29 protein-coding genes are annotated in these 25,039 nt (G+C 62.7%); 11 read left to right on the plus strand and 18 right to left on the minus strand.

Annotated elements, in window-relative coordinates; translation table 11 throughout:
• Nucleotides 1–22: 22 nt before the first annotated feature.
• The 3 genes from dnaG to SAB01S_RS14490 all read right to left on the minus strand — a co-directional run bounded on the left by dnaG (nucleotide 23) and on the right by SAB01S_RS14490 (nucleotide 2,897).
• A complete protein-coding gene (gene dnaG, locus SAB01S_RS14480; protein ID WP_062733823.1) occupies nucleotides 23–1,900 on the minus strand; it encodes a DNA primase in 1,878 nt (625 codons plus the stop codon).
• A complete protein-coding gene (locus tag SAB01S_RS14485; protein WP_062733825.1) occupies nucleotides 1,897–2,304 on the minus strand; it encodes a GIY-YIG nuclease family protein in 408 nt (135 codons plus the stop codon). The genes dnaG and SAB01S_RS14485 overlap by 4 nt, the downstream gene beginning before the upstream one ends.
• Nucleotides 2,305–2,444: 140 nt before the next feature.
• Nucleotides 2,445–2,897 carry a GatB/YqeY domain-containing protein gene (locus SAB01S_RS14490; RefSeq protein WP_062733826.1) on the minus strand — a complete coding sequence of 151 codons (453 nt, stop codon included), beginning with the start codon at nucleotides 2,895–2,897 and terminating at the stop codon, nucleotides 2,445–2,447.
• 155 nt (nucleotides 2,898–3,052) lie between these two features.
• Here SAB01S_RS14490 and carA point away from each other — a divergent pair, with 155 nt between their 5' ends.
• Genes carA through SAB01S_RS14505 form a run of 3 tightly spaced genes read left to right on the plus strand, consistent with a single transcriptional unit; the run spans nucleotide 3,053 to nucleotide 5,162 of the window.
• Nucleotides 3,053–4,231: a glutamine-hydrolyzing carbamoyl-phosphate synthase small subunit gene (carA, locus tag SAB01S_RS14495; RefSeq protein WP_062733828.1), complete on the plus strand. Its 1,179-nt coding sequence runs from the start codon at nucleotides 3,053–3,055 to the stop codon at nucleotides 4,229–4,231.
• Nucleotides 4,228–4,596, plus strand: coding sequence for a ribonuclease E inhibitor RraB (locus SAB01S_RS14500; protein ID WP_062733829.1), 369 nt, complete (start codon nucleotides 4,228–4,230; stop codon nucleotides 4,594–4,596). The genes carA and SAB01S_RS14500 overlap by 4 nt, the downstream gene beginning before the upstream one ends.
• Complete coding sequence (locus SAB01S_RS14505; RefSeq protein WP_157078360.1) at nucleotides 4,593–5,162, plus strand: hypothetical protein; 570 nt, start codon at nucleotides 4,593–4,595, stop codon at nucleotides 5,160–5,162. The genes SAB01S_RS14500 and SAB01S_RS14505 overlap by 4 nt, the downstream gene beginning before the upstream one ends.
• 78 nt (nucleotides 5,163–5,240) lie before the next feature.
• On the opposite strand, the gene SAB01S_RS14510 is transcribed toward SAB01S_RS14505, so the two are convergent.
• A complete protein-coding gene (locus SAB01S_RS14510; protein WP_062733832.1) occupies nucleotides 5,241–5,651 on the minus strand; it encodes a PIN domain-containing protein in 411 nt (136 codons plus the stop codon).
• Entirely contained in the window at nucleotides 5,641–5,910 is a 270-nt protein-coding gene (locus tag SAB01S_RS14515; protein ID WP_062733834.1) for a FitA-like ribbon-helix-helix domain-containing protein, read from the minus strand. Before SAB01S_RS14515 ends, SAB01S_RS14510 begins: the two co-directional genes overlap by 11 nt.
• 57 nt (nucleotides 5,911–5,967) lie before the next feature.
• Between SAB01S_RS14515 and carB the strand changes: the two genes are divergently transcribed.
• The 3 genes from carB (at nucleotide 5,968) to SAB01S_RS14530 (ending at nucleotide 10,524) form a co-directional block, all read left to right on the plus strand.
• The gene (carB, locus tag SAB01S_RS14520) at nucleotides 5,968–9,303 is read left to right on the plus strand and encodes a carbamoyl-phosphate synthase large subunit (protein ID WP_062733835.1); all 3,336 of its coding nucleotides are present in this window, start codon (nucleotides 5,968–5,970) and stop codon (nucleotides 9,301–9,303) included.
• An 80-nt stretch (nucleotides 9,304–9,383) separates the two neighbouring features.
• Nucleotides 9,384–9,860: a transcription elongation factor GreA gene (gene greA, locus SAB01S_RS14525; protein WP_021228288.1), complete on the plus strand. Its 477-nt coding sequence runs from the start codon at nucleotides 9,384–9,386 to the stop codon at nucleotides 9,858–9,860.
• 4 nt (nucleotides 9,861–9,864) lie between these two features.
• Nucleotides 9,865–10,524, plus strand: coding sequence for a rhomboid family intramembrane serine protease (locus SAB01S_RS14530; protein ID WP_062733836.1), 660 nt, complete (start codon nucleotides 9,865–9,867; stop codon nucleotides 10,522–10,524).
• Nucleotides 10,525–10,583: 59 nt separating this feature from the next.
• On the opposite strand, the gene SAB01S_RS14535 is transcribed toward SAB01S_RS14530, so the two are convergent.
• The 6 genes from SAB01S_RS14535 to SAB01S_RS18510 form a co-directional block, all read right to left on the minus strand.
• Nucleotides 10,584–10,805: a DUF4170 domain-containing protein gene (locus SAB01S_RS14535; RefSeq protein WP_062733837.1), complete on the minus strand. Its 222-nt coding sequence runs from the start codon at nucleotides 10,803–10,805 to the stop codon at nucleotides 10,584–10,586.
• A gap of 104 nt (nucleotides 10,806–10,909) precedes the next feature.
• Complete coding sequence (locus tag SAB01S_RS14540) at nucleotides 10,910–11,551, minus strand: DUF883 family protein (protein ID WP_062733838.1); 642 nt, start codon at nucleotides 11,549–11,551, stop codon at nucleotides 10,910–10,912.
• 3 nt (nucleotides 11,552–11,554) lie between these two features.
• Nucleotides 11,555–11,869 (minus strand): hypothetical protein, encoded by a 315-nt coding sequence (locus SAB01S_RS14545; protein WP_062733839.1) that lies wholly within the window; start codon nucleotides 11,867–11,869, stop codon nucleotides 11,555–11,557.
• Entirely contained in the window at nucleotides 11,866–12,255 is a 390-nt protein-coding gene (locus SAB01S_RS14550; protein ID WP_062733840.1) for a hypothetical protein, read from the minus strand. The genes SAB01S_RS14545 and SAB01S_RS14550 overlap by 4 nt, the downstream gene beginning before the upstream one ends.
• Before the next feature lie 55 nt (nucleotides 12,256–12,310).
• Nucleotides 12,311–12,922 (minus strand): hypothetical protein, encoded by a 612-nt coding sequence (locus SAB01S_RS14555; RefSeq protein ID WP_062733842.1) that lies wholly within the window; start codon nucleotides 12,920–12,922, stop codon nucleotides 12,311–12,313.
• A gap of 67 nt (nucleotides 12,923–12,989) precedes the next feature.
• Complete coding sequence (locus SAB01S_RS18510) at nucleotides 12,990–13,148, minus strand: hypothetical protein (RefSeq protein WP_157078361.1); 159 nt, start codon at nucleotides 13,146–13,148, stop codon at nucleotides 12,990–12,992.
• Between SAB01S_RS18510 and eno the strand changes: the two genes are divergently transcribed.
• The 4 genes from eno (at nucleotide 13,138) to SAB01S_RS14575 (ending at nucleotide 17,516) form a co-directional block, all read left to right on the plus strand.
• A complete protein-coding gene (gene eno, locus SAB01S_RS14560) occupies nucleotides 13,138–14,412 on the plus strand; it encodes a phosphopyruvate hydratase (RefSeq protein ID WP_062733843.1) in 1,275 nt (424 codons plus the stop codon). The genes SAB01S_RS18510 and eno overlap by 11 nt on opposite strands.
• A 90-nt stretch (nucleotides 14,413–14,502) precedes the next feature.
• Nucleotides 14,503–14,814 (plus strand): FtsB family cell division protein, encoded by a 312-nt coding sequence (locus SAB01S_RS14565; RefSeq protein ID WP_021228281.1) that lies wholly within the window; start codon nucleotides 14,503–14,505, stop codon nucleotides 14,812–14,814.
• 240 nt (nucleotides 14,815–15,054) lie between these two features.
• Nucleotides 15,055–16,131: a pyruvate dehydrogenase (acetyl-transferring) E1 component subunit alpha gene (pdhA, locus tag SAB01S_RS14570; RefSeq protein ID WP_021228280.1), complete on the plus strand. Its 1,077-nt coding sequence runs from the start codon at nucleotides 15,055–15,057 to the stop codon at nucleotides 16,129–16,131.
• Nucleotides 16,131–17,516, plus strand: coding sequence for a pyruvate dehydrogenase complex E1 component subunit beta (locus SAB01S_RS14575; RefSeq protein ID WP_062733845.1), 1,386 nt, complete (start codon nucleotides 16,131–16,133; stop codon nucleotides 17,514–17,516). The genes pdhA and SAB01S_RS14575 overlap by 1 nt, the downstream gene beginning before the upstream one ends.
• 45 nt (nucleotides 17,517–17,561) lie before the next feature.
• Here SAB01S_RS14575 and SAB01S_RS14580 read toward each other — a convergent pair whose 3' ends face one another.
• The 7 genes from SAB01S_RS14580 to SAB01S_RS14605 form a co-directional block, all read right to left on the minus strand.
• The gene (locus SAB01S_RS14580; RefSeq protein ID WP_021228278.1) at nucleotides 17,562–18,212 is read right to left on the minus strand and encodes a TadE/TadG family type IV pilus assembly protein; all 651 of its coding nucleotides are present in this window, start codon (nucleotides 18,210–18,212) and stop codon (nucleotides 17,562–17,564) included.
• On the minus strand, nucleotides 18,212–18,793 hold the full coding sequence (locus SAB01S_RS14585) for a TadE/TadG family type IV pilus assembly protein (protein WP_062733846.1): 582 nt from the start codon (nucleotides 18,791–18,793) through the stop codon (nucleotides 18,212–18,214). The genes SAB01S_RS14580 and SAB01S_RS14585 overlap by 1 nt, the downstream gene beginning before the upstream one ends.
• The gene (locus tag SAB01S_RS14590; protein WP_062733848.1) at nucleotides 18,790–20,490 is read right to left on the minus strand and encodes a vWA domain-containing protein; all 1,701 of its coding nucleotides are present in this window, start codon (nucleotides 20,488–20,490) and stop codon (nucleotides 18,790–18,792) included. The genes SAB01S_RS14585 and SAB01S_RS14590 overlap by 4 nt, the downstream gene beginning before the upstream one ends.
• Nucleotides 20,491–20,502: 12 nt before the next feature.
• Nucleotides 20,503–20,700: a TadE/TadG family type IV pilus assembly protein gene (locus SAB01S_RS19035; protein ID WP_369405246.1), complete on the minus strand. Its 198-nt coding sequence runs from the start codon at nucleotides 20,698–20,700 to the stop codon at nucleotides 20,503–20,505.
• 184 nt (nucleotides 20,701–20,884) lie between these two features.
• A complete protein-coding gene (locus SAB01S_RS14595; protein ID WP_062733849.1) occupies nucleotides 20,885–21,553 on the minus strand; it encodes a hypothetical protein in 669 nt (222 codons plus the stop codon).
• 2 nt (nucleotides 21,554–21,555) lie between these two features.
• On the minus strand, nucleotides 21,556–22,140 hold the full coding sequence (locus tag SAB01S_RS14600) for a TadE/TadG family type IV pilus assembly protein (RefSeq protein ID WP_245646496.1): 585 nt from the start codon (nucleotides 22,138–22,140) through the stop codon (nucleotides 21,556–21,558).
• Between the two features lie 11 nt (nucleotides 22,141–22,151).
• Entirely contained in the window at nucleotides 22,152–24,188 is a 2,037-nt protein-coding gene (locus SAB01S_RS14605) for a pilus assembly protein (RefSeq protein WP_062733852.1), read from the minus strand.
• Between the two features lie 154 nt (nucleotides 24,189–24,342).
• Here SAB01S_RS14605 and SAB01S_RS14610 point away from each other — a divergent pair, with 154 nt between their 5' ends.
• The gene (locus tag SAB01S_RS14610) at nucleotides 24,343–24,999 is read left to right on the plus strand and encodes a hypothetical protein (protein WP_062733854.1); all 657 of its coding nucleotides are present in this window, start codon (nucleotides 24,343–24,345) and stop codon (nucleotides 24,997–24,999) included.
• The last annotated feature ends 40 nt before the right edge of the window (nucleotides 25,000–25,039 follow it).

Genomic DNA, 25,039 nt, shown 5'->3' on the forward strand with positions numbered 1-25,039 from the left:
TCGTCAAAAGGGCGAACCTTGTTCAAATACTATCTTCGGACTGCGCCAGTTCCGCCAGGCGACGATCATGTTCGGCTTTCAGTGCGCGGATGCGCTGCTGTTCAGCGAAATTGGCTTCGCTGAAATCGCTTTCGAATCGTCTCGTAGCCTCCACCAGCGCCGCTTCCAGCTCCGGTCCTTGCGCAATCACCCGAACGGCCTCCTCCAGATCACGCGCTACGCGATCAGGGTCGGTGGTCATCCTGTTTGGGGTGAGTGTGAACGTGTCGGCCCGGAGCATCCCCTTGGCCATATTATACACTTCACCTTGCCCCAATATGGTAAGGAGGGCCTGTGTTTCAACTGTTTCTTTGCGGAAGGAACAACGAATCATCGCGTCCATCAACTGGCCCAGCAGCGGGTCGGCGATGTGGAGGCCCGACAGCAGCTCGCGATGCGGTGCAATCTGTTCGGGATGGCGCAGCAATGCGGCCAGAACGGCGCGCAGCAGCCGTTGTTCCATGCCGCCCGCGCCGATTGCCCGCGCTTCTTGTCCCGCCGGCGGAATGGGCGGCTTCCAATTGCCGCGCCGGTCCCTTTGCCAGCGTTGCCCGCCGCCGCTTCCTTGAGCCCGCGGCTGAAACGGCGCCGCCTCCCGCCGGGCGAAGAACAGCGCGCTGTACCGCTCGCGAAATTCATGGGCGTAATGGGCGCGCACATCGGGATGGCCGATCGCATCGCTAATGTCCCGCAATCGCTGCTTGAGCGCGGCCTTCTGTTCGGGCGTGTCGAGCGGCGCGGCCGATAGTTCATGCGACCAGAGCCGTTCGATCAGCGGTTGCGCGGCGTCCAGCACGGCCTGCATCGCTCCAGCGCCGCTCGCGCGCAGCAGGTCGTCGGGGTCCTGGCCCGTGGGCAGGGTGGCAAAGCACAGGCTGTGCCCCGGGCGCAGCAGGGGCAGGGCGCGGGTTGCCGCGCGGATCGCCGCTTTCTGCCCCGCCGCGTCGCCATCGAAGCAGAGGATCGGCACCTCCACCATCTTCCACAGCCGCTCGATCTGATGTTCGGTGAGCGCCGTGCCGAGCGGAGCCACCGCATCGGCAAAGCCCGCCTGCGCCAGCGCGATCACGTCCATGTAGCCTTCGACTACGATGACGCGGCCGGTCTGGCGGCTGGCGGGCGACGCCTTGTCGATATTGTAAAGCGTGCGACCTTTGTCGAACAAAGGCGTGTCGGGGGAATTGAGATATTTGGGCTCGCCATCGCCCAGGATGCGGCCGCCAAAGGCGATCACCCTTCCGCGAATGTCGCGGATAGGGAGCATCAGCCGGCCCCGGAACCGGTCGTAGCTGTCGCGTTCACCATCGGGGTCGATCAGCAGGCCGGCCTCGACCAGCATGGGCTCGCCAAAGTCCCGAAGCGCGGTCTTGAGCTTGCCGCGCGCGTCGGGCGCATAACCAAAACCGAAGGCGCGGCGGGTGGCGTCACTGATCCCGCGTCGGCCAAGATAGGCGCGCGCTTCCCCGCCATCGAGGCCGCCCAGTTGATCCTCGAAGAAGCTTTGCGCCGCCGCCATCGCCTCATGCAGGCCCCTGGCCTGTTCGGCTCGCTTAGCCGCGCGCGGATCGGCGGCGGGTACGTCCATGCCGGCGGTCGCCGCCAGTTCCTTCACCGCCTCCATGAAGGGCAGGCCGCGCTGGTCGGTCATCCATCGGATTGCATCGCCATGCGCGCCGCAGCCGAAGCAGTGGTAAAAGCCCTTCTCGTCGTTGATCGTGAAGCTGGGCGTCTTTTCATTATGGAACGGGCAGCAGGCCTTATATTCGCGCCCGGCCTTCTGCACCTTGATCGACTTGCCGATCAGGGTCGACAGCAACGTGCGCGCGCGCAACTCGTCCAGCCATTGCGGGGTGAGGGTCATGCGGGTGGCTCAGCATCTGGCATACCCAATCCGTTCGTTTCGAGCGAAGTCGAGAAACGGCTGGCGCACTTTTCTCGCTTCTCCATTTCGCTTGAGCCGAACGGACCTGTCGCTGTGTCGCGCTCCTTGGGTGGTTTCGCGAGATATGACATCAGGGACACGTTATTCGCTATCATCGCTTCTTTCTTGGCGCGCGACCATCCGCCTATCACGCGTTCGGCTTCAAGTGCCTCGATCCGACTGCTGAAATTTTCGCTCCAGACCAGCGTGACAGGGAGGCGCGCGCGAGTGAAACGGCTACCGTGACCGCATTGATGTTGACCTGTGCGATGCTCCAGATTGTCGGTGTGTCCGGTGTAATAGCGACCATCCGCGCATTTGAGCATGTAGGTCCAGAAAGCCATTATGCGATTATGCCCGAACCCCTAAGCGTGTCGAGCGCCGTGTAGGGCGTTTCTCGACTTCGCTCGAAACGAACGGGGATAGGGGGCGATCCGACCCCCTCCCGCAGGCGGGAGGGGGAGCGCAGGCGCATCCTCTTCACTCAGACAAGCGCCGCCTTCACCAGACCGCTTGCCTTGCTCATGTCGATGACGCTGCCGTGGCGTTCCTTCAGCACTGCCATCACCTTGCCCATATCCTTGACGCTCGTCGCCCCGACCTCGGCCTTGATGCTTTCGATCGCGGCTCTGGTGTCGTCCTCGCTCATCTGCGCGGGCAGGAAGCTTTCGATCACGGCCAGTTCGGCTTCTTCCCTGGCGGCCAGTTCGTCGCGCCCGCCGCTCTTAAACATCTCGATCGATTCGCGGCGCTGCTTCACCATCTTTTGCAGCACGTCGACGACCATGGCGTCGTCATCGGGCACGCTGGTCGCGGTGCGCAATTCGATGTCGCGGTCCTTCAGCTTCGCCAGGATCAGGCGGACGGCGGCCAGCTTTTCCTTGTCGCCCGCCTTCATCGCTTCAACCTGGGCGCTCTTAACCTGCTCGCGAATCATGGGCGATAGAATCCTGTCTCTTTCGGAAAGGACCAGATATAGCGGCAAAAGAGATTTTTAACAGACGTTGACCTTGGGGAGACGCCCGCCTACCTGACCGGCCGTTTAACCCGCACCAGACGGGCCTCCGCAAAAGCATAAAGGAACCGCAGACCATGGCTGACGCCAAGACCCTCATTGTGCCCAAAGGAGCGACAGGGGTCGTGGTTTTTGCGGACGGCTCCGCTGTCTTTGGTCGCGGTTTCGGCGCGGTCGGCGATGCGGTGGGCGAACTTTGCTTCAACACGTCCATCACCGGCTATCAGGAGATCATGACCGATCCCAGCTATGCCGGGCAGATCATCAATTTCACCTTCCCCCATATCGGCAATGTCGGCACCAATGACGAGGATGTCGAGGCCGACAACCCCTATGCGCTCGGCTGCATCGTGCGGCAGGACGTGACCGCGCCCAGCAATTTCCGCAATGTCGCGCCGTTCGACGCATGGATGGCGGCGCATGGCCGGGTCGGCCTGTCGGGCGTCGATACCCGCGCGCTCACCCGCATGATCCGGGAAAAGGGCGCGCCCAATGTCGTCATCGCCCATGATCCCGACGGCGCGTTCGACATTGCCGCGCTTGCCGACAAGGCTGCGGCCTGGCCGGGGCTGGAGGGCATGGACCTTGCCATCGAAGTCACGGGCAAGGAAAGCCGTCTGTGGAAGGACGGCGTGTGGAAGCTGGGTTTCGGCTATGGGGCAGGGGAGGCGACCGACGACCGCCCCCATGTCGTCGCGATCGACTATGGTGCGAAGAATAATATCTTCCGCAATCTGGTGAAGGCCGGCGCGCGCGTCACCGTGCTGCCCGCCACCGCCACCTATGAGCAGGTGATGGAGCAGAAGCCCGACGGCGTGTTCCTCTCCAATGGCCCCGGCGATCCCGCCGCGACCGGTGAATATGCGGTGCCGGTGATCCGGCAGGTGCTTGACCATGACATTCCCGTTTTCGGCATCTGCCTCGGCCACCAGCTGCTGGGCCTTGCCGTGGGCGCGAAGACCATCAAGATGCATCAGGGCCATCGCGGCGCGAACCACCCGGTCAAGCGGCTGTCGGACGGCCTGGTCGAAATCACCAGCATGAACCATGGCTTTGCAGTCGACGCCGACACGCTGCCCCCCAATGTGCGCGCCACCCACATCTCGCTCTTCGACGGCAGCAATTGCGGCATCGAACTGACGGATAAAAACGCCTTCTCGGTCCAGTACCACCCCGAAGCCTCGCCGGGGCCACAGGACAGCTTCTACCTGTTCAAGCGGTTCGTGGAGGGTCTCAAAGGGCCGGTCGCGGCGTGAGCCAGAACCTGCCCCCCGTCGATGAAGCGCGCCTTGCCGCCGAGTGGGAGGCGGACCGCGAAGTTCTCGCCAATCTCGCAGCCAATGGCGACGTCGCGCGCATCGCGCGGCCCGTGGACGTCAGCTTCCGGGGTAGCGAACAGGATTTCGAACGCGTCCTGACCATCGCCAGCCAGTTCGGCATGGTCGAACTGGACCGCGAGGAGGATGAGGAGGGCGACCTGTTCCTGTTCCTCGAATGCGTGCAGCCCGTCGATGAAGCCTCGATCCGCGCGCTGACCCGCAAATGCCTTCAGATCGAAATCCTCTGCGGCGTCGAATATGACGGCTGGGGATGCGAGGCGCAGGCGGGGGGCGTGCATTGATTGATCTGCCGCCACCGTCCACTGTGCCTATCATAGAGGCTGTCGTGCAATGTGGCTTGCAGCGCTCTGGCGTCGCTTTGCGGTATGAAGACATCCTACAAAGCGACGTTCTTTCGATAGCGGCTTCGGCTGGAGCCTCTGACACAATGTTCGAATGCATTCGTTTGGCGACCTGGGCGCGGGCGATGGTCGAATTTGAACAGCCGGAATTGAAAGATCGCTATCAGGCCTATGAAAACGCCAAAGTCGGCGGGTTGATGAAGGCATATGCGCAAGAGAAACTACGCAAGACGGGTAAGCTGGATACTATGCCTGCCTATTCGCCTGAGCGTCCTTTGAGCGAGTATCTGAATGCGCTCGAGGTGTTTTGCGGCTTAAAGCCGGGAAGCGCATTCGAGGTTATAGGGGAGAATAGCTTCACTTATAAAAGTGACTTTCTGACCTTCCCAATAAAACCGGGTGCCGAATGCCTTACAGATGCTTGGATGGCATCGGATATGGAGCAACACGGGATCAGCCTTGTGTTCATCGGAAACGCGGCCGTCGAAGAGAGAAAAGCAGACTAATGCCCAAACGCACCGACATCTCCTCCATCCTCATCATCGGCGCGGCGCCGACGATGGGTGATATGCGGGGATGGGCGTTCAAGGTTTCCACGGATTGATGATGGCCGCTCCCGTTCTCTCCATATCCGACAGGTTTCGTGTCACCAGCGGCACGCCGGCGCCGATGGCCTGGGAGGCTATCAGCAGGTCCATGTCCGCTATCGTTTCCCCGCTCTTTTCAAGCTGGGCCTTCAAGCGACCCCAGATTGCCGCAGTTGTTTCGTCCGGGGTTACGATCCGGTCGCCGCAGATTGTCTGGACCCGGTCGCGAAAGGCGATCAGGCGTGATCGGCGCGTCGGATCGGCCGCCTTTGCAATGCCATATTCCATTTCGGCCAGCACGATGGTCGATAGCAGGCAGCGTTCCCGGTTGCCCGCCAGAAAGGCGATGACGCGCGCCTCCGGCTTTGGCCTTGTCAATTCGCTCCAGACATTGGTGTCAATCAGCACCAAAAGTCTCGCGTCGGGAAACCTTATTCAGCCGAGGCGGCAGGGTCATATCCGCGCCTCCGGCGATGGCGATCAGGTCGCGAACCCAGTCATCTCCGGCCGCATTGCGGACATGATCCGCGTCGATGCCGGCGGGCGCGTAGGTCCGCTCCAGCAATGCGCGCAATTCGGCTTCCAGCGATCGTCCATGCTTTGCCGCCGACAAACGGGCAGCCTCTTTGACCGCGTCGTCGAGATTGCGGATCGTCACGCTTCCCATCGCCAGCCTCCCATGATTGCATCGCAATCAATTTATTCCATGAGAGCACGCTAAACAATGCCCAAACGCACTGACATTTCCTCCATCCTCATCATCGGCGCGGGGCCGATCATCATCGGCCAGGCGTGCGAGTTCGATTATTCGGGCACGCAGGCGGTAAAGGCGCTCAAGGAAGAGGGCTATCGCATCATCCTGGTCAATTCCAACCCGGCCACGATCATGACCGACCCGGAATTCGCCGACGCGACCTATGTCGAGCCGATCACGCCCGAAATCGTGGCGAAGATCATCGAGAAGGAGCGGCCCGATGCGGTGCTGCCGACCATGGGCGGGCAGACGGCGCTCAACACCGCGTTGGCGCTGTTCAACGACGGCACGCTGGACAAGTTCGGCGTCAAGATGATCGGCGCGGACGCCGAAGCGATCGACAAGGCGGAGGATCGCCTTAAATTCCGCGACGCGATGGACAAGATCGGGCTGGAATCCGCCCGCTCGCGCATCGCGCACACGATGGAGGAGGCGCTTGAGGCGCTGGAGTTCACCGGCTTGCCCTCGATCATCCGCCCCAGCTTCACTCTGGGCGGCACCGGCGGCGGCGTCGCCTACAACAAGGACGAGTTCAAGCAGATCGTGGCCGCTGGGCTCGACGCGTCGCCCACCACCGAGGTGCTGATCGAGGAATCGCTGCTCGGCTGGAAAGAATATGAGATGGAGGTCGTGCGGGACCGCAACGACAACTGCATCATCATCTGCTCGATCGAGAATGTCGATCCGATGGGCGTCCATACCGGCGACAGCATCACCGTCGCGCCGGCGCTGACGCTGACCGACAAGGAATATCAGATCATGCGCAACGCATCGATTGCGGTGCTGCGTGAAATTGGCGTGGAAACAGGCGGTTCCAACGTGCAGTTCGCGGTCAATCCGAAGGACGGCCGCCTGATCGTGATCGAGATGAACCCGCGCGTGTCGCGCTCCTCGGCGCTCGCGTCGAAGGCGACCGGTTTCCCCATCGCCAAGGTCGCGGCCAAGCTGGCGGTCGGCTATACGCTCGACGAGATCGAGAATGACATTACCGGAGCGACGCCCGCGTCATTCGAACCGACCATCGACTATGTCGTGACCAAGATTCCGCGCTTTGCCTTCGAAAAGTTCAAGGGGTCCGAACCTTTGCTCGGCACCGCGATGAAGTCCGTCGGCGAGGTGATGGCGATCGGCCGCAACATCCATGAATCGATGCAGAAGGCGCTGCGCGGGCTGGAAACCGGCTTGTCGGGTTTCAACACTGTCGACCATCTGGAAGGGGCGTCGCGCGACGACATCGTGGCCGCGCTGGCAAAGCCCACGCCCGACCGCCTGCTGATTGCGGCGCAGGCGCTGCGCGAAGGCCTGTCCGTCGCGGAAATTCACAGCATCGCCAAGTTCGACCCCTGGTTCCTGGAACGGCTAAAGGAAATCGTCGACGCGGAGGGCGAAGTGCTGGAAAACGGCCTGCCGCAGGATGCCGAAGGCATGCGGCGTTTGAAGTCGATGGGCTTTTCCGACAAGCGTCTGGCCTTTCTGGCGCTCAAGTCCGCCAATCTGCGTGGCATGGAACGCGGCATCGCGCGCAGCAGCGGCTTGATCCATGATGCGGTCAAGGCCATGACCGGCGGCGTCACCGAGGAGGAAGTGCGCAAGTTGCGCCACAAGCTGGGCGTGCGCCCCGTCTTCAAGCGCATCGACACCTGCGCCGCCGAGTTCGAGGCGAAGACGCCCTATATGTATTCCACCTATGAAGCGCCTTTGTTCGGCGAGGCGGAGAATGAGGCGCAGCCCAGCGACCGGCAGAAGGTTGTGATCCTTGGCGGCGGCCCCAACCGGATCGGGCAGGGGATCGAGTTCGACTATTGCTGCGTCCACGCCTGCTTCGCGCTGGCGGAGGCGGGCTATGAGACGATCATGGTCAACTGCAACCCGGAAACCGTGTCGACCGACTATGACACGTCCGACCGCCTTTATTTCGAGCCGCTGACCGCCGAGGATGTGCTCGAAATATTGAGCGTCGAAATGTCGAACGGCACGCTGGCCGGCGTCATCGTGCAGTTCGGCGGTCAGACGCCGCTGAAGCTCGCGCAGGCGCTGGAGGATGCGGGCGTGCCGATCCTGGGCACCAGCCCCGACGCCATCGACCTGGCCGAGGATCGCGAACGCTTCGCCGCGCTGATCGACAAGCTCAAGTTGAAGCAGCCCGCCAACGGCATCGCCCGCAGCCGGGAGGAGGCGATCGCGGTCGCCAACCGCATCGGCTACCCCGTCCTCATGCGCCCATCCTATGTGCTGGGCGGCCGGGCGATGGAGATTGTCGACGGTCAGGCGCAGCTGGAGGAATATATCGCCACCGCCGTTCAGGTATCAGGCGACTCGCCGGTGCTGATCGACCAGTATCTGCGCGACGCGGTCGAGGTGGACGTCGATGCGCTGTGCGATGGCGACGATGTGGTGGTCGCCGGCGTGCTCCAGCATATCGAGGAAGCGGGCGTCCATTCCGGTGACAGCGCCTGTTCGCTGCCGCCCTACAGCCTGTCGGCCGACATCATCGCGGAAATCGAGCGGCAGGCCGATATGCTGGCCCGCGCGCTCTCCGTGCGGGGCCTCATGAACATCCAGTTCGCGGTCAAGGACGGGGTCGTCTACCTGATCGAGGTGAACCCGCGCGCCAGCCGCACCGTGCCCTTCGTCGCCAAGGCGATCGGCACGCCCATCGCCAAGATTGCGAGCCGGGTGATGGCGGGCGAGAAGCTCAAGGACCTGCCGACGATCGACCGCAACGCGATCGACCATATCGCGGTCAAGGAAGCCGTTTTCCCCTTCGCCCGCTTCCCTGGCGTCGATCCGGTGCTCTCACCCGAAATGAAGAGCACGGGCGAAGTCATGGGGATCGATAAGGATTTCGCGACCGCCTTCGCCAAGGCGCAGCTGGGGGCCGGCACATTGCTGCCCACCGGCGGCACCGTGTTCGTGTCGGTCAAGGACAGCGACAAGCCGGTCATCCTGCCGGCCGTGCAGAAGATGGCGGACATGGGCTTCACCATCATCGCCACCGGCGGCACCGCCAGCTATCTGGAAGGTCAGGGCATCGCGGTCGAACGCGTGAACAAGGTGGCCGAAGGGCGGCCGCATATCGTCGACCGGATCACCGATGGCGACGTGCAGCTGATCTTCAACACGACCGAAGGCTGGCAGTCGTTGAAGGACAGCAAGGCCATCCGCACATCGGCCCTGCGCGCCAAGATCGCCAGCTTCACCACGGCGGCCGCCAGTGTCGCCGCGGCCGACGCGATCGAGGCGGTGCGCAGTCGCGCCCTTGAAGTGCGCTCGCTCCAATCCTATTATCCCGGGTCGCACGCCTGATCCCCTGCACAGGAATGACGATGCGGGGCGGCCCTATGTCGGGGCCGCCAAAGGGAAGTTTTGACGAAGGATTTACAGGAATGGCGACCGTCGAGAAGATGCCGATGCTGCAAATGGGCTATGACAAGCTCAATGCGCAGCTCCGCGAATTGAAGGCCGAACGGCCGCTCATCGTGGACGCCATCGAGGAAGCCCGCGCGCATGGCGACCTGTCGGAAAATGCGGAATATCATGCCGCCAAGGAACGGCAGGGCCAGGTCGAAGCGACGATCAACGATCTGGAAGACAAGCTGTCGCGCGCGCAGGTGATCGACCCCACGACGTTGTCGGGCAGCAAGATCATCTTCGGCGCGACCGTCACCTTGCTGGACGAGGACGACAAGCCGGTGAAATATCAGATCGTCGGCCAGGCCGAAGCCGATGCCAAGGCCGGCATGATCAGCTATTCCAGCCCGCTGGGTCGCGCGCTGATCGGCCGCGAAGTCGGCGACGAGGTGGAAGTGTCTGTCCCGTCGGGCGACAAATTCTACCTGGTCGACAAGATCGAGTTCATCTGAGCCTGTGCGCCTGCCGTCGGGCCGTGCCACCAATGCGCTGGCAGCGATCAGCGTCGCCGTCTTTCTCGCGCTGATCGCCGCCAATCGGGTCGAGGATGCCGCGGTCCTTGGCGGCTTCATTCCCGCGCGGTTCGGCGACCCAGCCCTGCTGGCAGGCATGGCCGCCGTGCCTGCTTGGCTGACGCCGCTCAGCTGCACGCTGGTCCATGCCGGGTGGCTGCATATCGGCTTCAACATGCTGATGCTGGTCTTTTGTGGACGGCAGGTGGAGCATGTGCTGGGCTGGAGCGGGACGCTTATCCTCTACGGTGTCGGCGCCTACGCGGCCTGTCTCACGCAATATCTGGTCGATCCGGCGTCTACCAATCCGATGGTCGGCGCCAGCGGCGCGATTTCCGCGATCATCGCTACCTATTCGCTGCTTTATAGCCAGCAGCAGGTGCGCAGGGTCGGGCCGCTGTCGGCCAATCTGGTGCGGGTTTTGTGGCTGGCGGCCGGATGGATCGCCATCCAGCTGATGATCGGCGTCGCGACGTCCGGCGGTGCCGGTGGCCTGGGGCAGATCGCGATTGCCGCGCATATCGGCGGGTTCCTCGCCGGACTTGCGCTCACCCGACCGCTGCTGCGCTGGCGTTTTCGCAAGAAGCCGCGCGTCGTTCACTGACCAAGAAAAACCCGTCCGACCGTAACGATCGAACGAGTTTACAGGCTGTAAGGCCCGGATCAGGCGGCCGGCAGCTCGGGTTCCAGAAGGCGGTGCAGATGCACGATGACGTAGCGCATTTCCGCGTCGTCCACCGTGCGTTGCGCCGCGCCGCGCCACGCCTTTTCGGCCGACGCGTAATCAGGATAGACGCCGACCAGATCCACCTGGTTCAGATCCTGAAATTCCAGCGTCTGCGGGTCCTTTACGCGACCGCCCATCACCAGATGCATTTTGCTCATGGCGTTATCTGTTCTCCTTTGGATGATCGCGAAGCCTTATCATCGACTCCGCGATCCGCCAAGAACAGGGATGGGTCGCTCGATTGCGTTGCGCGCAACCGCGATTAGCTTTTGGGCAACCGGGCTTTCACGGCCTCACTAATGGCGTCGACCTTTGCCACGACCAACGCGGTGACGTCATCCGCCAGCTTGGACGCCTTGGCACTGAGGTCAGCGGCGGCAAGATTTTCCCGCGCCGTCGAAGCCGCGTCGCTCGCCGCGCTGTAGGCGTCGTCTGCGCGATCGCGCACCATGTCGGCGCTCTGGGCCGCCAGAGCCTTGGCCTTTTTCAAGACGCCGCCAGCCTTGTAGGATACGACATCGGCCTCTTCCGCCGCGGCGGATCGGGCGGCCATCGCCGCCTCGACCGCGCGGGAGCCCAAGGTCGTGGCGAGGCCCGGCAGGGCCTTTATCGCACGGCGGCTCTTGGGGAACATCCACGCAACCAGGGCACCTGCGGCGACTGCGCCTGCAACCGCCATGACGGGATGATCCTGCACGATCTGGTTGGCGCGAGAGGCCGCGCGCTGCGTTTTGTCGCGCGCGTCGGCATAGGCGTCGCCCGCCTTTTCGCGGCTGGTGCTGATGAGTTCGCCCGCGCTTTCGCGAGCCTTGCCGCTCGTTTCACGAAGGCGGTCGGACGCGCTGGTCGCCGCGTCATTGGCGGCTTCCCGGGCGCGGGAAATCTGTGCGCGAATATCGGCCATCACTCAGTCTCCGGATTGTTCATGTCTGTCCTGGATGCGAACGTATAAGCGGCGCAAAAGTGCCGCGATCGGGCGGCGGGCCATGAACAGGCCAAGTGCGCCAGCGGCCGCTGCGATCGCTATGGGTCGCTGCTGCACCTTGGCGCCGACATAGGCCACGCCATCCAGCGCCGTCGCGGCAACCTTGTCCTTTGCGTCCTGCTTCAATCGCGCAGGCGAAATGCGCTCCTTTGCCGCTTGAGCGCTGTCCACCAATTGCGCCTTCTGCGCTTGGGCCTTGGCGATTGCCGCGCGATAGGCCGTTTCGGTGGGGCTCATGGCGCAATGGCCTTCTTCATGCGAGTGATGCATCCCTTCGCAAGCAGCAGCAGAAGGATCGCTATGACGATGCCTGCGGCGAAAATGGCCAACGTCGCCCCCAAAGGACCGATCATCGGCTCCAGCACGTGGATAAGGCCGACCAGCAGCGCCACCAGGCTGGCGAACAGGATCAGGAAGGCGGTAACGGCGAAGATCGCCGCATTGCGCACTCCCGCCATTATGAGGTTCAACCGCAGCTTCTGCTTTTCGGCTTCGGCAGCGGCATAGTCGCGCGCGTCGGTGTAGAGCCGCCTGAATGCGTCCCCCACCGATTCCTGCCGCGCAGCCTCCTCCGGCCCCTCGGTATGCGGCGTTACCGCCGTTTCCGCTGGCTCTTCTATCAATATATCCTCCGCTACGCGGGATTGGACAGGCTCGATGCGATCGAGCCTGGTATCTTCAGGCCTTGTCGTCGGACCCCTTGGCCAGGCGCATCAGCACATAGCCGACAACGGCGGCCGCGCCGATCGCCACTGCCGGGCTTTTGCGCACGAAATCGCGCGCTTCGTCCATCAGCTGGTCGACATCCTTGCTTTCGAGCGCGCTGCCGGCGCCCGCGACCTGTTCCGCGGCCTGACGGGCATAATCGCCATATTGCGGACCGAGCTTTGCGTCGACGGTGCCGGCGGTGTCCGAAATCAGCTTGGCCAGGCTCTGAATCGCCGTGCCGGTCTTGTCCTTGGCGACGATCGCGGCCGACTTGGCGGTCTTCCCCGCCTGGTCCTTCAGCGGATCGACATGCGCTTTCCAGTCCACCGAGTTGATCTTGTCCTTGGCGGTCTTGGCGGCCTTTTCGGCCTGCGCCTTGATGGGAGCGATCTGGGCGCTCCATTTGCTGTCAACGCCATTTTTCGTTTCATCAGCCGCCGCGCTGGTCGCGGCGGGCTTGATCGGCTCGACCGCCACCGGATCGGACGCCATGACGGACTTGGCGGGCTTTGCCTTGGTGGTCTTGTCGGCGGCGGGCTTGCGGCCGCGCTTGACGGGCGGGGTTTCGGGGGTGTCGACCATCGTCCTGTTTCTCCCTTTCGATACAGTGTGTCGGCAGGCGTTCCAGCCCCTAATGCTTCGCGGGCGACTACAGTTCCGTTGCCGTTACATTTTGACCATCGGCATTTTTTGCGCCGGTGCAAGCCCCCGCATTGCCATCGAGCCGGCCGCTGGCTAAGCGAAGCGCGAATTCGGCGACCGGCCGCGAAGCCAGGCCCTTCATCTCAGGAGCGATCATGACCGCCATTCTCGACATTCACGCCCGCCAGATCCTCGACAGCCGCGGCAACCCCACGGTCGAAGTCGACGTCATGCTCGAAGATGGCAGCTTCGGCCGCGCGGCCGTGCCGTCGGGCGCGTCGACCGGCGCCTATGAAGCGGTCGAAAAGCGCGATGGCGACAAGTCGAAATATCTGGGCAAGGGCGTGCTTCAGGCGGTTGCTGCCGTCAATGACGAGATAGCCGAACAGCTGATCGGGCTGGATGCCGAAGACCAGGGCGAAGTCGACGCCGCGATGATCGATCTGGATGGCACCGACAACAAGTCACGCCTGGGCGCCAATGCGATACTGGGGGTCAGCCTGGCGGTCGCGAAGGCCGCTGCCGATGCGCGCGGCCTACCGCTCTATCGATATGTCGGCGGTGTCAGCGCGCATGTGCTGCCGGTGCCGATGATGAACATCATCAATGGCGGCGAACATGCCGACAACCCCATCGATTTCCAGGAATTCATGATCATGCCGGTCGGGGCGGACAGCATCGCCGACGCCGTGCGGATCGGCTCGGAAATCTTCCACACGTTGAAGAAGGGCCTGCACGACAAGGGGCTGGCTACCTCGGTCGGCGATGAAGGCGGCTTTGCGCCCAACATCGCCTCCACCCGCGATGCGCTCGACTTCATCATGCTGTCGGTGGAAAAGGCCGGCTACAAGCCCGGCGACGATGTGGTGCTGGCGCTGGACTGCGCCGCGACCGAATTTTTCAAGAGCGGCAAATATGAGATTTCTGGCGAGGGCCTGTCCCTGTCGCCGGTGGAAATGGCCGATTATCTCGCCGCCCTGTGCGCCGACTATCCGATCCGCTCGATCGAAGACGGCATGGGCGAGGATGATTTCGAAGGCTGGAAGGCACTGACCGACAAGATTGGCGGCACGGTTCAGCTGGTGGGTGACGACCTGTTCGTGACCAACCCCGCTCGCCTTGCCATGGGCATCGGCAAGGGGCTGGCCAACTCGCTGCTGGTCAAGGTCAACCAGATCGGCACGCTGAGCGAAACGCTCGCCGCCGTCGATCTCGCCCATCGCTCGCGCTACAGCGCGGTCATGTCCCACCGTTCAGGCGAAACCGAGGATTCGACCATCGCCGACCTCGCCGTCGCCACCAATTGCGGGCAGATCAAGACCGGCTCTCTGGCCCGGTCCGACCGGTTGGCCAAATATAACCAGCTGATCCGCATTGAGGAAGAACTGGGCGACATGGCTGTCTATGCCGGGCGCTCGATCTTTCGCTGAATCAGGGCTTTCGGGCCGAAAATGATCGGCTGGTCGCAAGCAGATGATTTTTCGCTTGCGGCCGGCCTTTCCCTGTGATTCCACTAGGTCATGGCGCATATCGCGAAACTCAGACTGTTGCTGGCGTCGGCCTTTGGACCGGCGATCGCGTTGATGCTGCTGCTGACCTTTGCCGGCTATGTCGTGCTGGGGTCCAACGGCGTGCTTGCCTGGGGCGATTACAGCCGCCAGCTGCACAGCGCCAAGCTGGAGCTGAAGAAGACGCAGCAGGCCCGCGCGGAATTGCGCAACCGGGTGGACGCGCTCAATCCCCGGCGCGTCGATCCCGATCTGGCCGATGAACTGGTCCGCCGTCAGCTGGGCGTCATCCATCATGACGAAGTGATCGTGCCGCTCAACTGACAAAGCGAGTCCTGAGCCTGTTAGCGGTCGGCGCAACGAATATGCGTGCGCGGCGGTCTGTCGGCAATTTTAGTATCCAGGCCGAAAAACTAAGGACGAGCGCCGTTCGATCGAGGCATAAATTTCCCGCTTGTCCTATTGGTTTCGCCCGGATTCCGTGGCGTCCGCAGTTGCAAACTATGCAACCCTGTCGCTATATCGGCCTTCCTTCCATCCTACCCACGCAAAAGGATAAGAGCCTTGGCGAAACCAACGACGCCGCGCGCTTCGAGTGCAAAGGCACAGGCGGCTGCACCCGCCGCCGGAGCGGACCATAACCGGCCTCGCCCCGAAACGCCCACCGATTACGAAGCCAGCAAGGAGGAGTTGCTGGACTTCTACAAGCAGATGGTCCTCATCCGCCGCTTCGAAGAAAAGGCGGGCCAGCTCTATGGCCTGGGCCTGATCGGCGGTTTTTGCCACCTTTATATCGGCCAGGAAGCGGTCGCGGTCGGCATTCAGTCGGCTTTGAAGCCCGGCAAGGACAGCGTTATCACCGGCTATCGGGACCATGGGCATATGCTGGCCTATGGCATCGACCCCAAGATCATCATGGCCGAACTCACCGGCCGCGAAGCCGGCATCTCGCGCGGCAAGGGCGGTTCGATGCACATGTTCAGCGTCGAACATAAATTCTACGGCGGCCATGGCATCGTCGGCGCGCAGGTGTCGCTGGGCGCGGGCTTGGGCTTTGCGCATAAATATAATGACGATGGCGGCGTGTGCGTCGCCTATTTCGGCGATGGCGCGGCCAACCAGGGCCAGGTCTACGAAGCCTTCAACATGGCCGAGCTGTGGAAGCTGCCGATCATCTTCGTCATCGAAAACAACCAATATGCCATGGGCACCAGCGTCAACCGCGCCTCGTCCGAGGATCAGCTCTATCGCCGCGGCGAAAGTTTCCGCATCCCTGGCATTCAGGTCAATGGCATGGACGTGCTCGCCGTGCGCGGCGCCACCGAGGAAGCGCTCAAATGGGTGCAGGGCGGCAATGGCCCCATCCTGCTGGAAATGAAGACCTACCGCTATCGCGGCCACTCCATGTCCGACCCGGCCAAATATCGCTCGCGTGAGGAAGTGCAGTCCATGCGCGACAACAGCGATCCGATTGAGGGCGTGAAGAAATATCTGATCGAGGCCGGCGTGAGCGAGGATGAGATCAAGAGCATCGATCAGGACATCCGCAAGACCGTGAGCGAGGCGGCCGATTTCGCCGAAACCTCGCCCGAACCGGATATGGCTGAACTCTATACCGACGTGCTGGTGGAGCAATATTGATGGGTATCGCAATCAAGATGCCGGCGCTCTCGCCGACCATGGAAGAAGGCACGCTGGCCAAGTGGCTGGTGAAGGAAGGCGATGAGGTCAAGTCTGGCGACATTCTCGCCGAGATCGAGACCGACAAGGCCACGATGGAATTCGAAGCCGTCGACGAAGGCAAGATCGGCAAGATCATGGTGGCCGAAGGGTCCGAAGGCGTGAAGGTCGGCACCGTCATCGCCGAAATGGCGGGCGAAGGCGGCGAAGATGCCGCGCCCGCGCCCAAGGCCGATGAAAGCGCGCCGCCGGCCAAGGCCGAGGCATCGCCCGATGCGCCCAAAAAGCCGGAAAGCGGCACCGCCAATCTGGCCGCGGAAATCAAGCCCGCGGTGCAGGACCCGGCGATCCCTGAAGGCACGGAATTCGTCAAGACGACCGTGCGCGAAGCGCTGCGCGACGCCATGGCCGAAGAGATGCGTAAGGACGAGCGCGTCTTCGTGATGGGTGAGGAAGTCGCCGAATATCAGGGCGCCTACAAGGTCACGCAGGGTCTGCTCGACGAGTTTGGTCCCAAGCGGGTCATCGACACGCCGATCACCGAATATGGCTTTGCCGGCGTCGGCACCGGCGCGGCGATGGGCGGCCTGCGTCCGGTCATCGAATTCATGACGTTCAACTTCGCCATGCAGGCGATCGACCACATCATCAATTCGGCGGCCAAGACCAACTATATGTCGGGCGGCCAGATGCGCTGCCCGATCGTGTTTCGCGGTCCCAACGGCGCGGCCAGCCGCGTCGGCGCGCAGCACAGCCAGAATTACGGCCCCTGGTATGCGTCCGTCCCCGGCCTCATCGTCATCGCGCCTTATGACGCGGCCGATGCCAAGGGGCTGCTCAAGGCCGCGATCCGTTCCGAAGACCCGGTCGTCTTCCTGGAAAATGAGCTGGTCTATGGCCGCAGCTTCGACGTGCCCAAGCTTGACGACTATGTCCTGCCGATCGGCAAGGCGCGGATCATGAAGCCGGGCAAGGATGTGACGCTGGTCAGCTATTCGATCGGCGTGGGCGTCGCGCTGGAAGCAGCCGAAACGCTGGCGGGTGAGGGGATCGACGCCGAAGTCATCGACCTGCGCACGCTGCGTCCGCTCGATACCGATACCGTCTTGGAAAGCCTCAAGAAGACCAACCGCATCGTAGTGGTCGAAGAAGGCTGGCCGACCTGTTCGATCGCGTCGGAAATCGCGGCGGTCGTCATGGAAAAGGGTTTCGACGACCTCGACGCCCCGGTGCTGCGCGTTACCAATGAGGACGTGCCGCTGCCCTATGCCGCGAACCTGGAAAAGGCCGCTTTGATCGACGCGGCTCGTGTGGTCGAGGCAGCCAAGAAGGTCTGCTACAAGTAAGATTGGAAGGGGCGGCCCCGTCGGGGTCGCCCTTTTTTCAGTGGGTCACAGCCCCGTGACCGACGCGCACTTGGTCTTGGGTGGAAAGCGCGCATCCGCCGCCGGTGTCTGGAACTGGGTCGATCGCGCCCGGAACATGGCGTGGCGGGAAAAATCCACCGGCAGCGACAGCATCCGAAATGGCGCACTGCTGAAAACCGGCTGATAGCGATAGGTGACCTGCACATGAAACAGCAGCTCATCCAGCGCCAAAGTCCGGTTTTCCGGCAATGTCGCAAGGCTGGTCGACTGAACGCAGCCTACCTCCGGCGTCACAACATATTTGCCGTCGAACCTCTGCCACAATATACGGCTTTCGACGACATTGTCCGCATTCGTATCCGTGCCCTTGACCGCCGTGATGACGATGCGGCCATGATTGCGCAGGTCGAACGGTTGCGCTGTCAGATCCAGCGCTGAAAACAGATCGTAAATCTGCGCTTCGCTGGTGCCGATCGCCCCCGCGCCGCTTTGCGCGACAAGGTCCGCCGCCATGGTCGTCAGCCGTTGCGTCCGGTTGTTCGCCATGACGTAATTGGCCATTTCTATGCCCGACAGGACGAACCCCAGGAACAGGGGCAGGGCGAGGCCGAACTCGATCAGGGCCAGGCCACTGCGATCCCGCGCCAGCCTTTGGACAAAATGAGGCACCCGCATCAGGACGTCCTTCGCACGACGGATTCGTTGCGCACGACGGTCGATCCGGTCAGCATGATGCTGTCGCCCAGCAGCCATTGCGCGCCCAGGAAGCCGAACAATATGCGCTTGGGGAAGTGCACGGTGTAGCTGACGACATCGCCCGGTCCCCCCAGCGTCCCGCTTTTGGGCGTTGCCGCATCCCATTTGCCGTTGGCGTTGCGATCGACATAGGATTCGCCCAGGTCATATTGGCCGTTCGCATTGGCATCCTCATAGGTTTCGGGATGCGCGCTGCTGAAATTTCCGTAGACGATCGTCTGCACACTGACATGCGCGCCGTCGGCCAGGGGGAAATTACCCATGGCCCGTTCGATACTATCCTCCATCACGGCGGTTCGCTTGGCCTCTGCCGTTTCGAGCGACGCGGTGGAGATACGAGCGGCTTCGGTCATCGCGCCTTCCAGCACGACCCGTGCCAACAGCATGTGCCCCAGCTCGATGGCGCCGCAAATCAGCGTCAGCAGGGCTGGCAGGATGATGGCGAATTCGACCGTCGAAACGCCCGCCCGGTCTTTCGCAAGGGGAAGAAAATGTCTCATTGGATCAGGTGCAGGTCCACAAGCTCGGCTGCCACGTCTTGAAAGGCGCGCCGCAACTCGTCCGTGCTGCTGGTGCGATAGACGCGGCCCGGCGCACAATTGTTGAACGCGGTATCAATGGCGGCGCTGTTGGCAACGAGCGCGATGATGTAGATTTCGGGCGGGTTCGCTTCCCGCTGGATATTCGCGCAGGTCTTTTCGAACCGCCGCAGCATCTGCGTTTCCGTGTTCGACTGGCTCGCGGCGATGCGCGAGTCGCTCCACCGGCCGTACCAGGTAAAGGTGCGATCCAGATAGCCATTCTGGGATTCGCCGATTTCGTTCACGCCGTCGGTCATGAACACCAGCGCGCGGCGCGGCCTTTCGGTGGTCGGGTTTGCGCGCGTGAACACGTCGTCGCGCACCAGCAGGCGATAGCCCCATAGCAGGCCGGCATGGTGGATCGTACCGTTCGCCGGATAGATGGCGCCATGCTGGTTGGTGATATGGCTCAGATATTCGCTCTTCATCCGGCCATAGCGGACCGGCATCGCCTCTTCGGGACATTGCCAGTTTGGCGAAGGCATTGGCGTTGTATTCTTGCTGCCGGAATCCACCGAACCGCCCAGCGGGTTGACCGTCGCGCTCGCGGGGTCTTTCCACAAGGCGCTGTCATAATATTTGGGGATGCGTTTCCAGTCGATATACCAGTCATTGCCGGCCCGGTTTGCCGCCGACGGCGTGTAATAGCTGCCATCCAGCCGGCGGACCACATCGTCCGCCTTGGTGGCGTCGCCATTATTCAGGCCGATATAATAATCGTAGAAATACTGACGATAAAGTTCGGTGCGAGCGAGATAATCAGCGCCTTTTTCTCCGAATGTCGACTTGTCGATCCGGTAGAGATTATTCCCCGGCTCCGTGCTGTAGATGCCGTAATAGGCGCTGGCGGGATCGCTGGCGCCCGAACTGTTTTTCGCGTTCGGCACATACATGGGCGGCACGAAAAAGGGCTCTATGGCGGGGTGACTGCCTTCGCCAGGCAGCGATCGCACCAGGTCCCAGGCGCCGGTTTCCGAAGTCAGGCGGTTCTTGTCGACATCCTTGACCGTGGCATCGGCCATGACGCAGCCCTTCCAGGCCAGATAATTGCCACTGGCATAGCCGGGAACAGATACGCCATAGGCGCTGGCGCCCGCAAAGCTGTTGAAACCTTCGATCTTCTTGACCGCATTGCTGGGCAGCAGGTTGCCGACATTGACGGTCACGTCATAGCCGATGAACCCCATGGCCAGGTCGCGACGACTGGAAGCGCCCTGATGGAGAATGTCGACAAAGTCGGTCGCGGCTTCCTTGAGCGCGACCATTCGGGTGCGCCCGCCTGACAAATTGGACTTCATCGACCCGGTGTCGTCCAGCACCACCATCACCTCCAGCGGTCGCGGCTGGAGTTCCGCCTTTGCGACGGCCTGCATGGTGCGCGGCTGAAAGCCGAAGATTCGCATGAAGGTCATCGGCAGCATGGCGCGCGCGGTGATGGTGGTCACGTTGATCCCGCTGACCGTCTTGAAATCCGGGGTCAGCTGCAAATTGCTGACGCCCATATAATCTTTGGAGAAATTGCCGTAGAAATAGGCCTGCGCCTGCTTGTCGCGCGATGCGGCGGAGCCATCGGTTACGGCGAAGGCGCGGGCGCCGGCAAGCGCTGCGGCATCCACCCCGGCCTGAAGCTACGATTTTACCAGATAGAGCCGGCCGGCGTCGATCCCGGCGCCCAGAGCAGCGATCACGGGGATCAGGCCTGCCGCCATCAAGGCCAGTGTGGAGCCGCGACGGTCAGCCCAAAGCCCCCCAATAGACCCCTGGGCATCATGCAAGCGATTACGGACCACGGTTGTTATCTTCTGACGCGGCGAGTTCATAATCATCCATTCCGGTGTAATATTTTGCAATATGGATGAAATTTCCTAATTTTTGATGTGCGGATATTGCGGCCGTATCAAGTCACGCGCAGAGGCCTACGGCCGTGTGAAAGCGGCCCAGTGCGCACGGGTGATGACACGTTTTGGCGGGATAGCCAAGAGGCGCGCAAACGCGCGCGTTGTGTCCCTGTCAGGTGCAGCGGGCCGTGTTCGCCGCCGCCAGATTGCCCGCATTCTTGATCGCCTGGTCGGTGCGTTCGCGCACGTTGAAGGCGCTGGTATAGCGGATCACCTTGGGACCGAAGATGGCGTTGCTGACGATCGGCTGATAGCGATAGGCGACTTCGACGAACATCACCGCCGTCCCGCTCATCGCCTTGACCTTGGTCGCGGCGGTCGTGCCCGGACCCATGCCGTCCTTCATGCTGGCGTTGGTCTGACCGTTTCCTGCGACGCCATAGCTGGACGTGAAGGCGCCATTGCCCCAGCATCGTTGCCAGCGGATAAATTGTCCCTCGTTCGGCGCGGCGAGGCCGTTGGGTTCCAGGTCCGACAGGAAGATGCGGCCATTGGCCTGAAGCGCAAGCGACTGCGTCGACTGATTGGCGCCGATCATGATTTCATTAACGTCGGCTTCGTCGATGGATGTGCGCACGCGTGAGGCATTGTCGGCCACCAGCATCGCGATCTGGCTGATCCGCAGATGCGCCAGCGCCAGATTGGCGGCTTCCAGCCCGCACATGCACAGGATCAGCAGCACCGGCAGTGAAAAGGCGAACTCGATCAGCGCCAGGCCGCGATCGTCGCGACGCAACCGGCGCAGTGCCGGGATCATGGCCGAGAGCAGGGGACGCCGCATCGTCATGAGCAGCGGATCGTGGGCGTGGCCTGGTTCGCCCAGGGCTGGTTGCGGACCATGGTTGACACCGTCACCGACTGGGTGGGGCTCCATCCCAGCAGCCTTGCCATCGGGAACAGGCGCGGCTGTGACAAAGTGACCTCGTAATAGACGATGTCGTCCGCGCTCCCCAGTCCGGTGCTGCCGCCCGATGCGTCGAAGCTGCCATTGCCATTGGCGTCCTCATAACAGTCGCCGCTATTATAGACGCCCAGCGGCGCGGTGTCAGACGTGATCTTCTCGGGCTTTCCCACGCGCGAGAAATTATAATAGCTTTTCTTGACGATATGGGGCGGGCTGGCATTCCGGGCGCTGATGGCGCGCATCTGCTGGGTGATATAGGCGTCGAACTGCGTGCCGTTGAGCGTGCCGACCGACGCGGCGCGCGCGGCCTTTTCCAGTACGCCACGGGCAACGGCGCGCCAGTAGGATTGATAGCCCATGTCGCCGATCGCCATGATCGTCAGCATCAGCGGTGGCGCAATCAGCCCGAATTCCAGCAGCGTGACGCCGCGCGCATCCCTACCCAGCCGCGTCAGCATCGCCATAATCCGCCCCCTCATTGCGACACCCGCAGACCGCCAATATTCTTGGCAATGTCCTTGAATTTCTGGCTCAGCGACGCGGCGTCATAGGCCATGGTCCAATGGTTGGTGCTGGTGGCGCAATTTTGCAGCGGCGTTTGAATATCGCCTTCCGATTGGTTGCGGAACCCGATAACCCAGATGGTGATGCCCTTGGCCTTGATCGCATTGCACAGCATTTGCAGGCGCGTGTTGTGGATCGCGGTCAGGTCGGTGTCGCTGGTGCTGCCGGCAGCAACGCGCGCGTCGAGCAATTGATAGCCATAGGCGCCATAGACCTGTTGATAGGCGCTCATGTCGCCATCGGTCATGAAGACGATATGCCGGGAAATGTTGAACCCGTTGGGCGCGTTGCTGTTGTCGCTGGCGAAAATGCCCTTGGGCGACAGGAAGCGCGCGCCCCACAGCATGCCGATGTCGTGATAGGTGCCACCGACCGCGATCAGGCTGTCGACATAGCTGTTGAAGCTGCTGGACTGGCCGGTGGGCGTGCTCGTCCGGTTGGCGTAGCTGGTCAGCCTGCGCGACTGGCTGGGGCAGGCGTTCCAGCCGCCATCCTTGCGCGCCTGCGTGTTGAGCCAGGTGCCCGACGCACTGTTGCTGCGGGTGAATTCGACATCGGGCCAGTGCGGTCGCCACTTGGTGCCCTTCTGCGTCGGATCGGGCAGGGCGTCGATATTGAGGTCCTGCGCATTGGACGGCGTGCTGCTGGTCGATGTGCTGGCGGTGATAGTGCTGTCGGTATCCCGCTCCTCGATACAGCCCGCCCAAGTCGACGTGGCCGCCACGACATTGCCGCTGGAGTCGGTCGGCACGCTGGCGTCATAGGCCGGGTTGGCAACGGCGTTTCCGGTGATGAAGGAGGATACCGTCAGCGGGAACTTGCCATATTCCCAGCTCTTCTGTGGCGTCTGCGTGCTGCTGTCCGTTTTGGTTTCAACATAGTTGCTATATTGGGTACGCGTGATGACGCACTGGCTCGGCTTTGGAGCAACATAGACCAGGCTCCATCCCTGCCACTGCCAGCCTCCCGCAACAGCCGGGGTATAGGTCGCATTATAGGCATAGCCATTGGTGGTGCGCGTCGTGACCGTGGTGGTCGTGCGAACGCCCGTGACGGGGTCGGTTGTGGTCGTCGTGGTCGGCGTATTGACGACGGGCGTGGCGCTGGCGGGCGCAACGCATTGCGCAGCCGTTCCTCCGCTGGTGCTGCTATAGGTGGTCGGTGAGGAGACCGTTCCTGATGTATGAACCCAGGATCCCGTCTGGTTGACCGCCGTGCCATAGCTCGTCAACAGCCGCCGCGTCTGGTAATCCCATGTCTCGCCGCTGATGCCGCCCACCAAATAGCTGGTAGGCAGTTGATAGCCGACATTGACCGTCGAACTATAGGGCATGAAGCCGTAGCGGATGCGGCCGGTGGCGTTCGATCCCGCGCCCAGCGTGTCGTAGAAATCCTTCACCGCCTGCTTGAGTGCCGCCAGCCGCGTCGTCGTGCCGCCATTGCCGTCGGAGATGGCATAGGCCATCGACCCGGTGGTATCGAGCACCAGCATCACGTCGGTATTGCCGATGTCGAAGCGCGCCTCGCACGTCACCGACAGGGGCAGGGTTTCGAAGCCGAAAATCTTCATAACCGTGGTCGGCATCGTGGTCGACGCCGTCACCTGAACGGTGGTCGTTTCGCCCGGTTTGCTGCGGATGACGGGCGTGAAGGTCGCGGCTTGAAACGTCCTCTGCGGGAAATTGAAGTCGAAGAATTTCTTGGCTTCGGTGATGTTGTCAGGCGTCATCGAAGACGTCGTCATCGCCCGCCGACCAGCAAGCGCGGCGGCGTCGCAGGCCTGCTGCATGCGTGCGCGCGCCATATAGGCGCGGCCCATGTCCAGCCCGCCGCCGATCAGCGCCGCCAGCGGGATGATGGCCGCAGCCACCATCGCCATGACATTGCCTTTCTGGTTGCGCGCCAGACGGCTCATAAAGCCCTTGGCATCTGTGTTCGTCTTGCCCATCAGTCCGCAATCACCCATGTCGCGCCCGACAGCCCCCCACATCCGGGCTGGGCGCTTTTGCGCGCGCCTGCGTGCGCACGCGGGACGTCTTTAGGAGGATAATGCTTAAAATATCGCAAATCGGCCTCGAAAAGCCTCGCCGCGCAGGCCGGGCATGAGTATCGAATCCTTGCTGACGCCGCTGTCGACACTGCTGTCGGCCCATGCCGGGGCGGACGGGCCGCGCCACCAGGCGATCTGGGCGTTTGACGCACAGCTGGCCAAAGTCGCGCGCACGACGCGCGAGCGGGCGATCGGCCAGATGCGCCTCGCCTGGTGGAATGACGTCATCGAAGACCCGTCCGGCGTAAAGGGGCAGGGGGAGCCGGTCGTCGACGCCCTGCGCGCGACGGGCGGCATGGCGGCGCCGGGCCTCGTCGCGATGATCGACGGTTGGGAAGTGCTGGTGGTCGACGCTGAAATCGACGCGCAGGGCCTGCGCGACTATGCGACCGGGCGCGGCGGGGGGCTGTTCCGCGCGCTTGCCGGGCAGGACGATGCGCCCGACTGGCTGGTCGCGGCGGGGCAGGTCTGGGCGTTGTGGGACCTTGCCGGTCATGTCGAGGAGGCGGCGCTTGCCGACGCGGCGCTGGCGCTGGCTCGGGATTTGTCGCCGCGTGTCGATCAAGTGCGCTGGCCCGCTGCGTGGCGACCGCTGCGCATCGCGTCCACCCTGGCGCGGCAGGATGTCGCCAAGGGGCGCGGGATGCCGCGCGGCATGTCCCGTGGTCAGGCGTTCCGGCTGCTGCGGATCGCGCTTGTCGGGCGCTGACGCATCGGGTTAGGTTGCCCGTCGCGCGAACGGAGGAGGG

It is taken from the genome of Sphingobium abikonense NBRC 16140, assembly GCF_001598335.1.
GTDB classification, from domain to species: domain Bacteria; phylum Pseudomonadota; class Alphaproteobacteria; order Sphingomonadales; family Sphingomonadaceae; genus Sphingobium; species Sphingobium abikonense.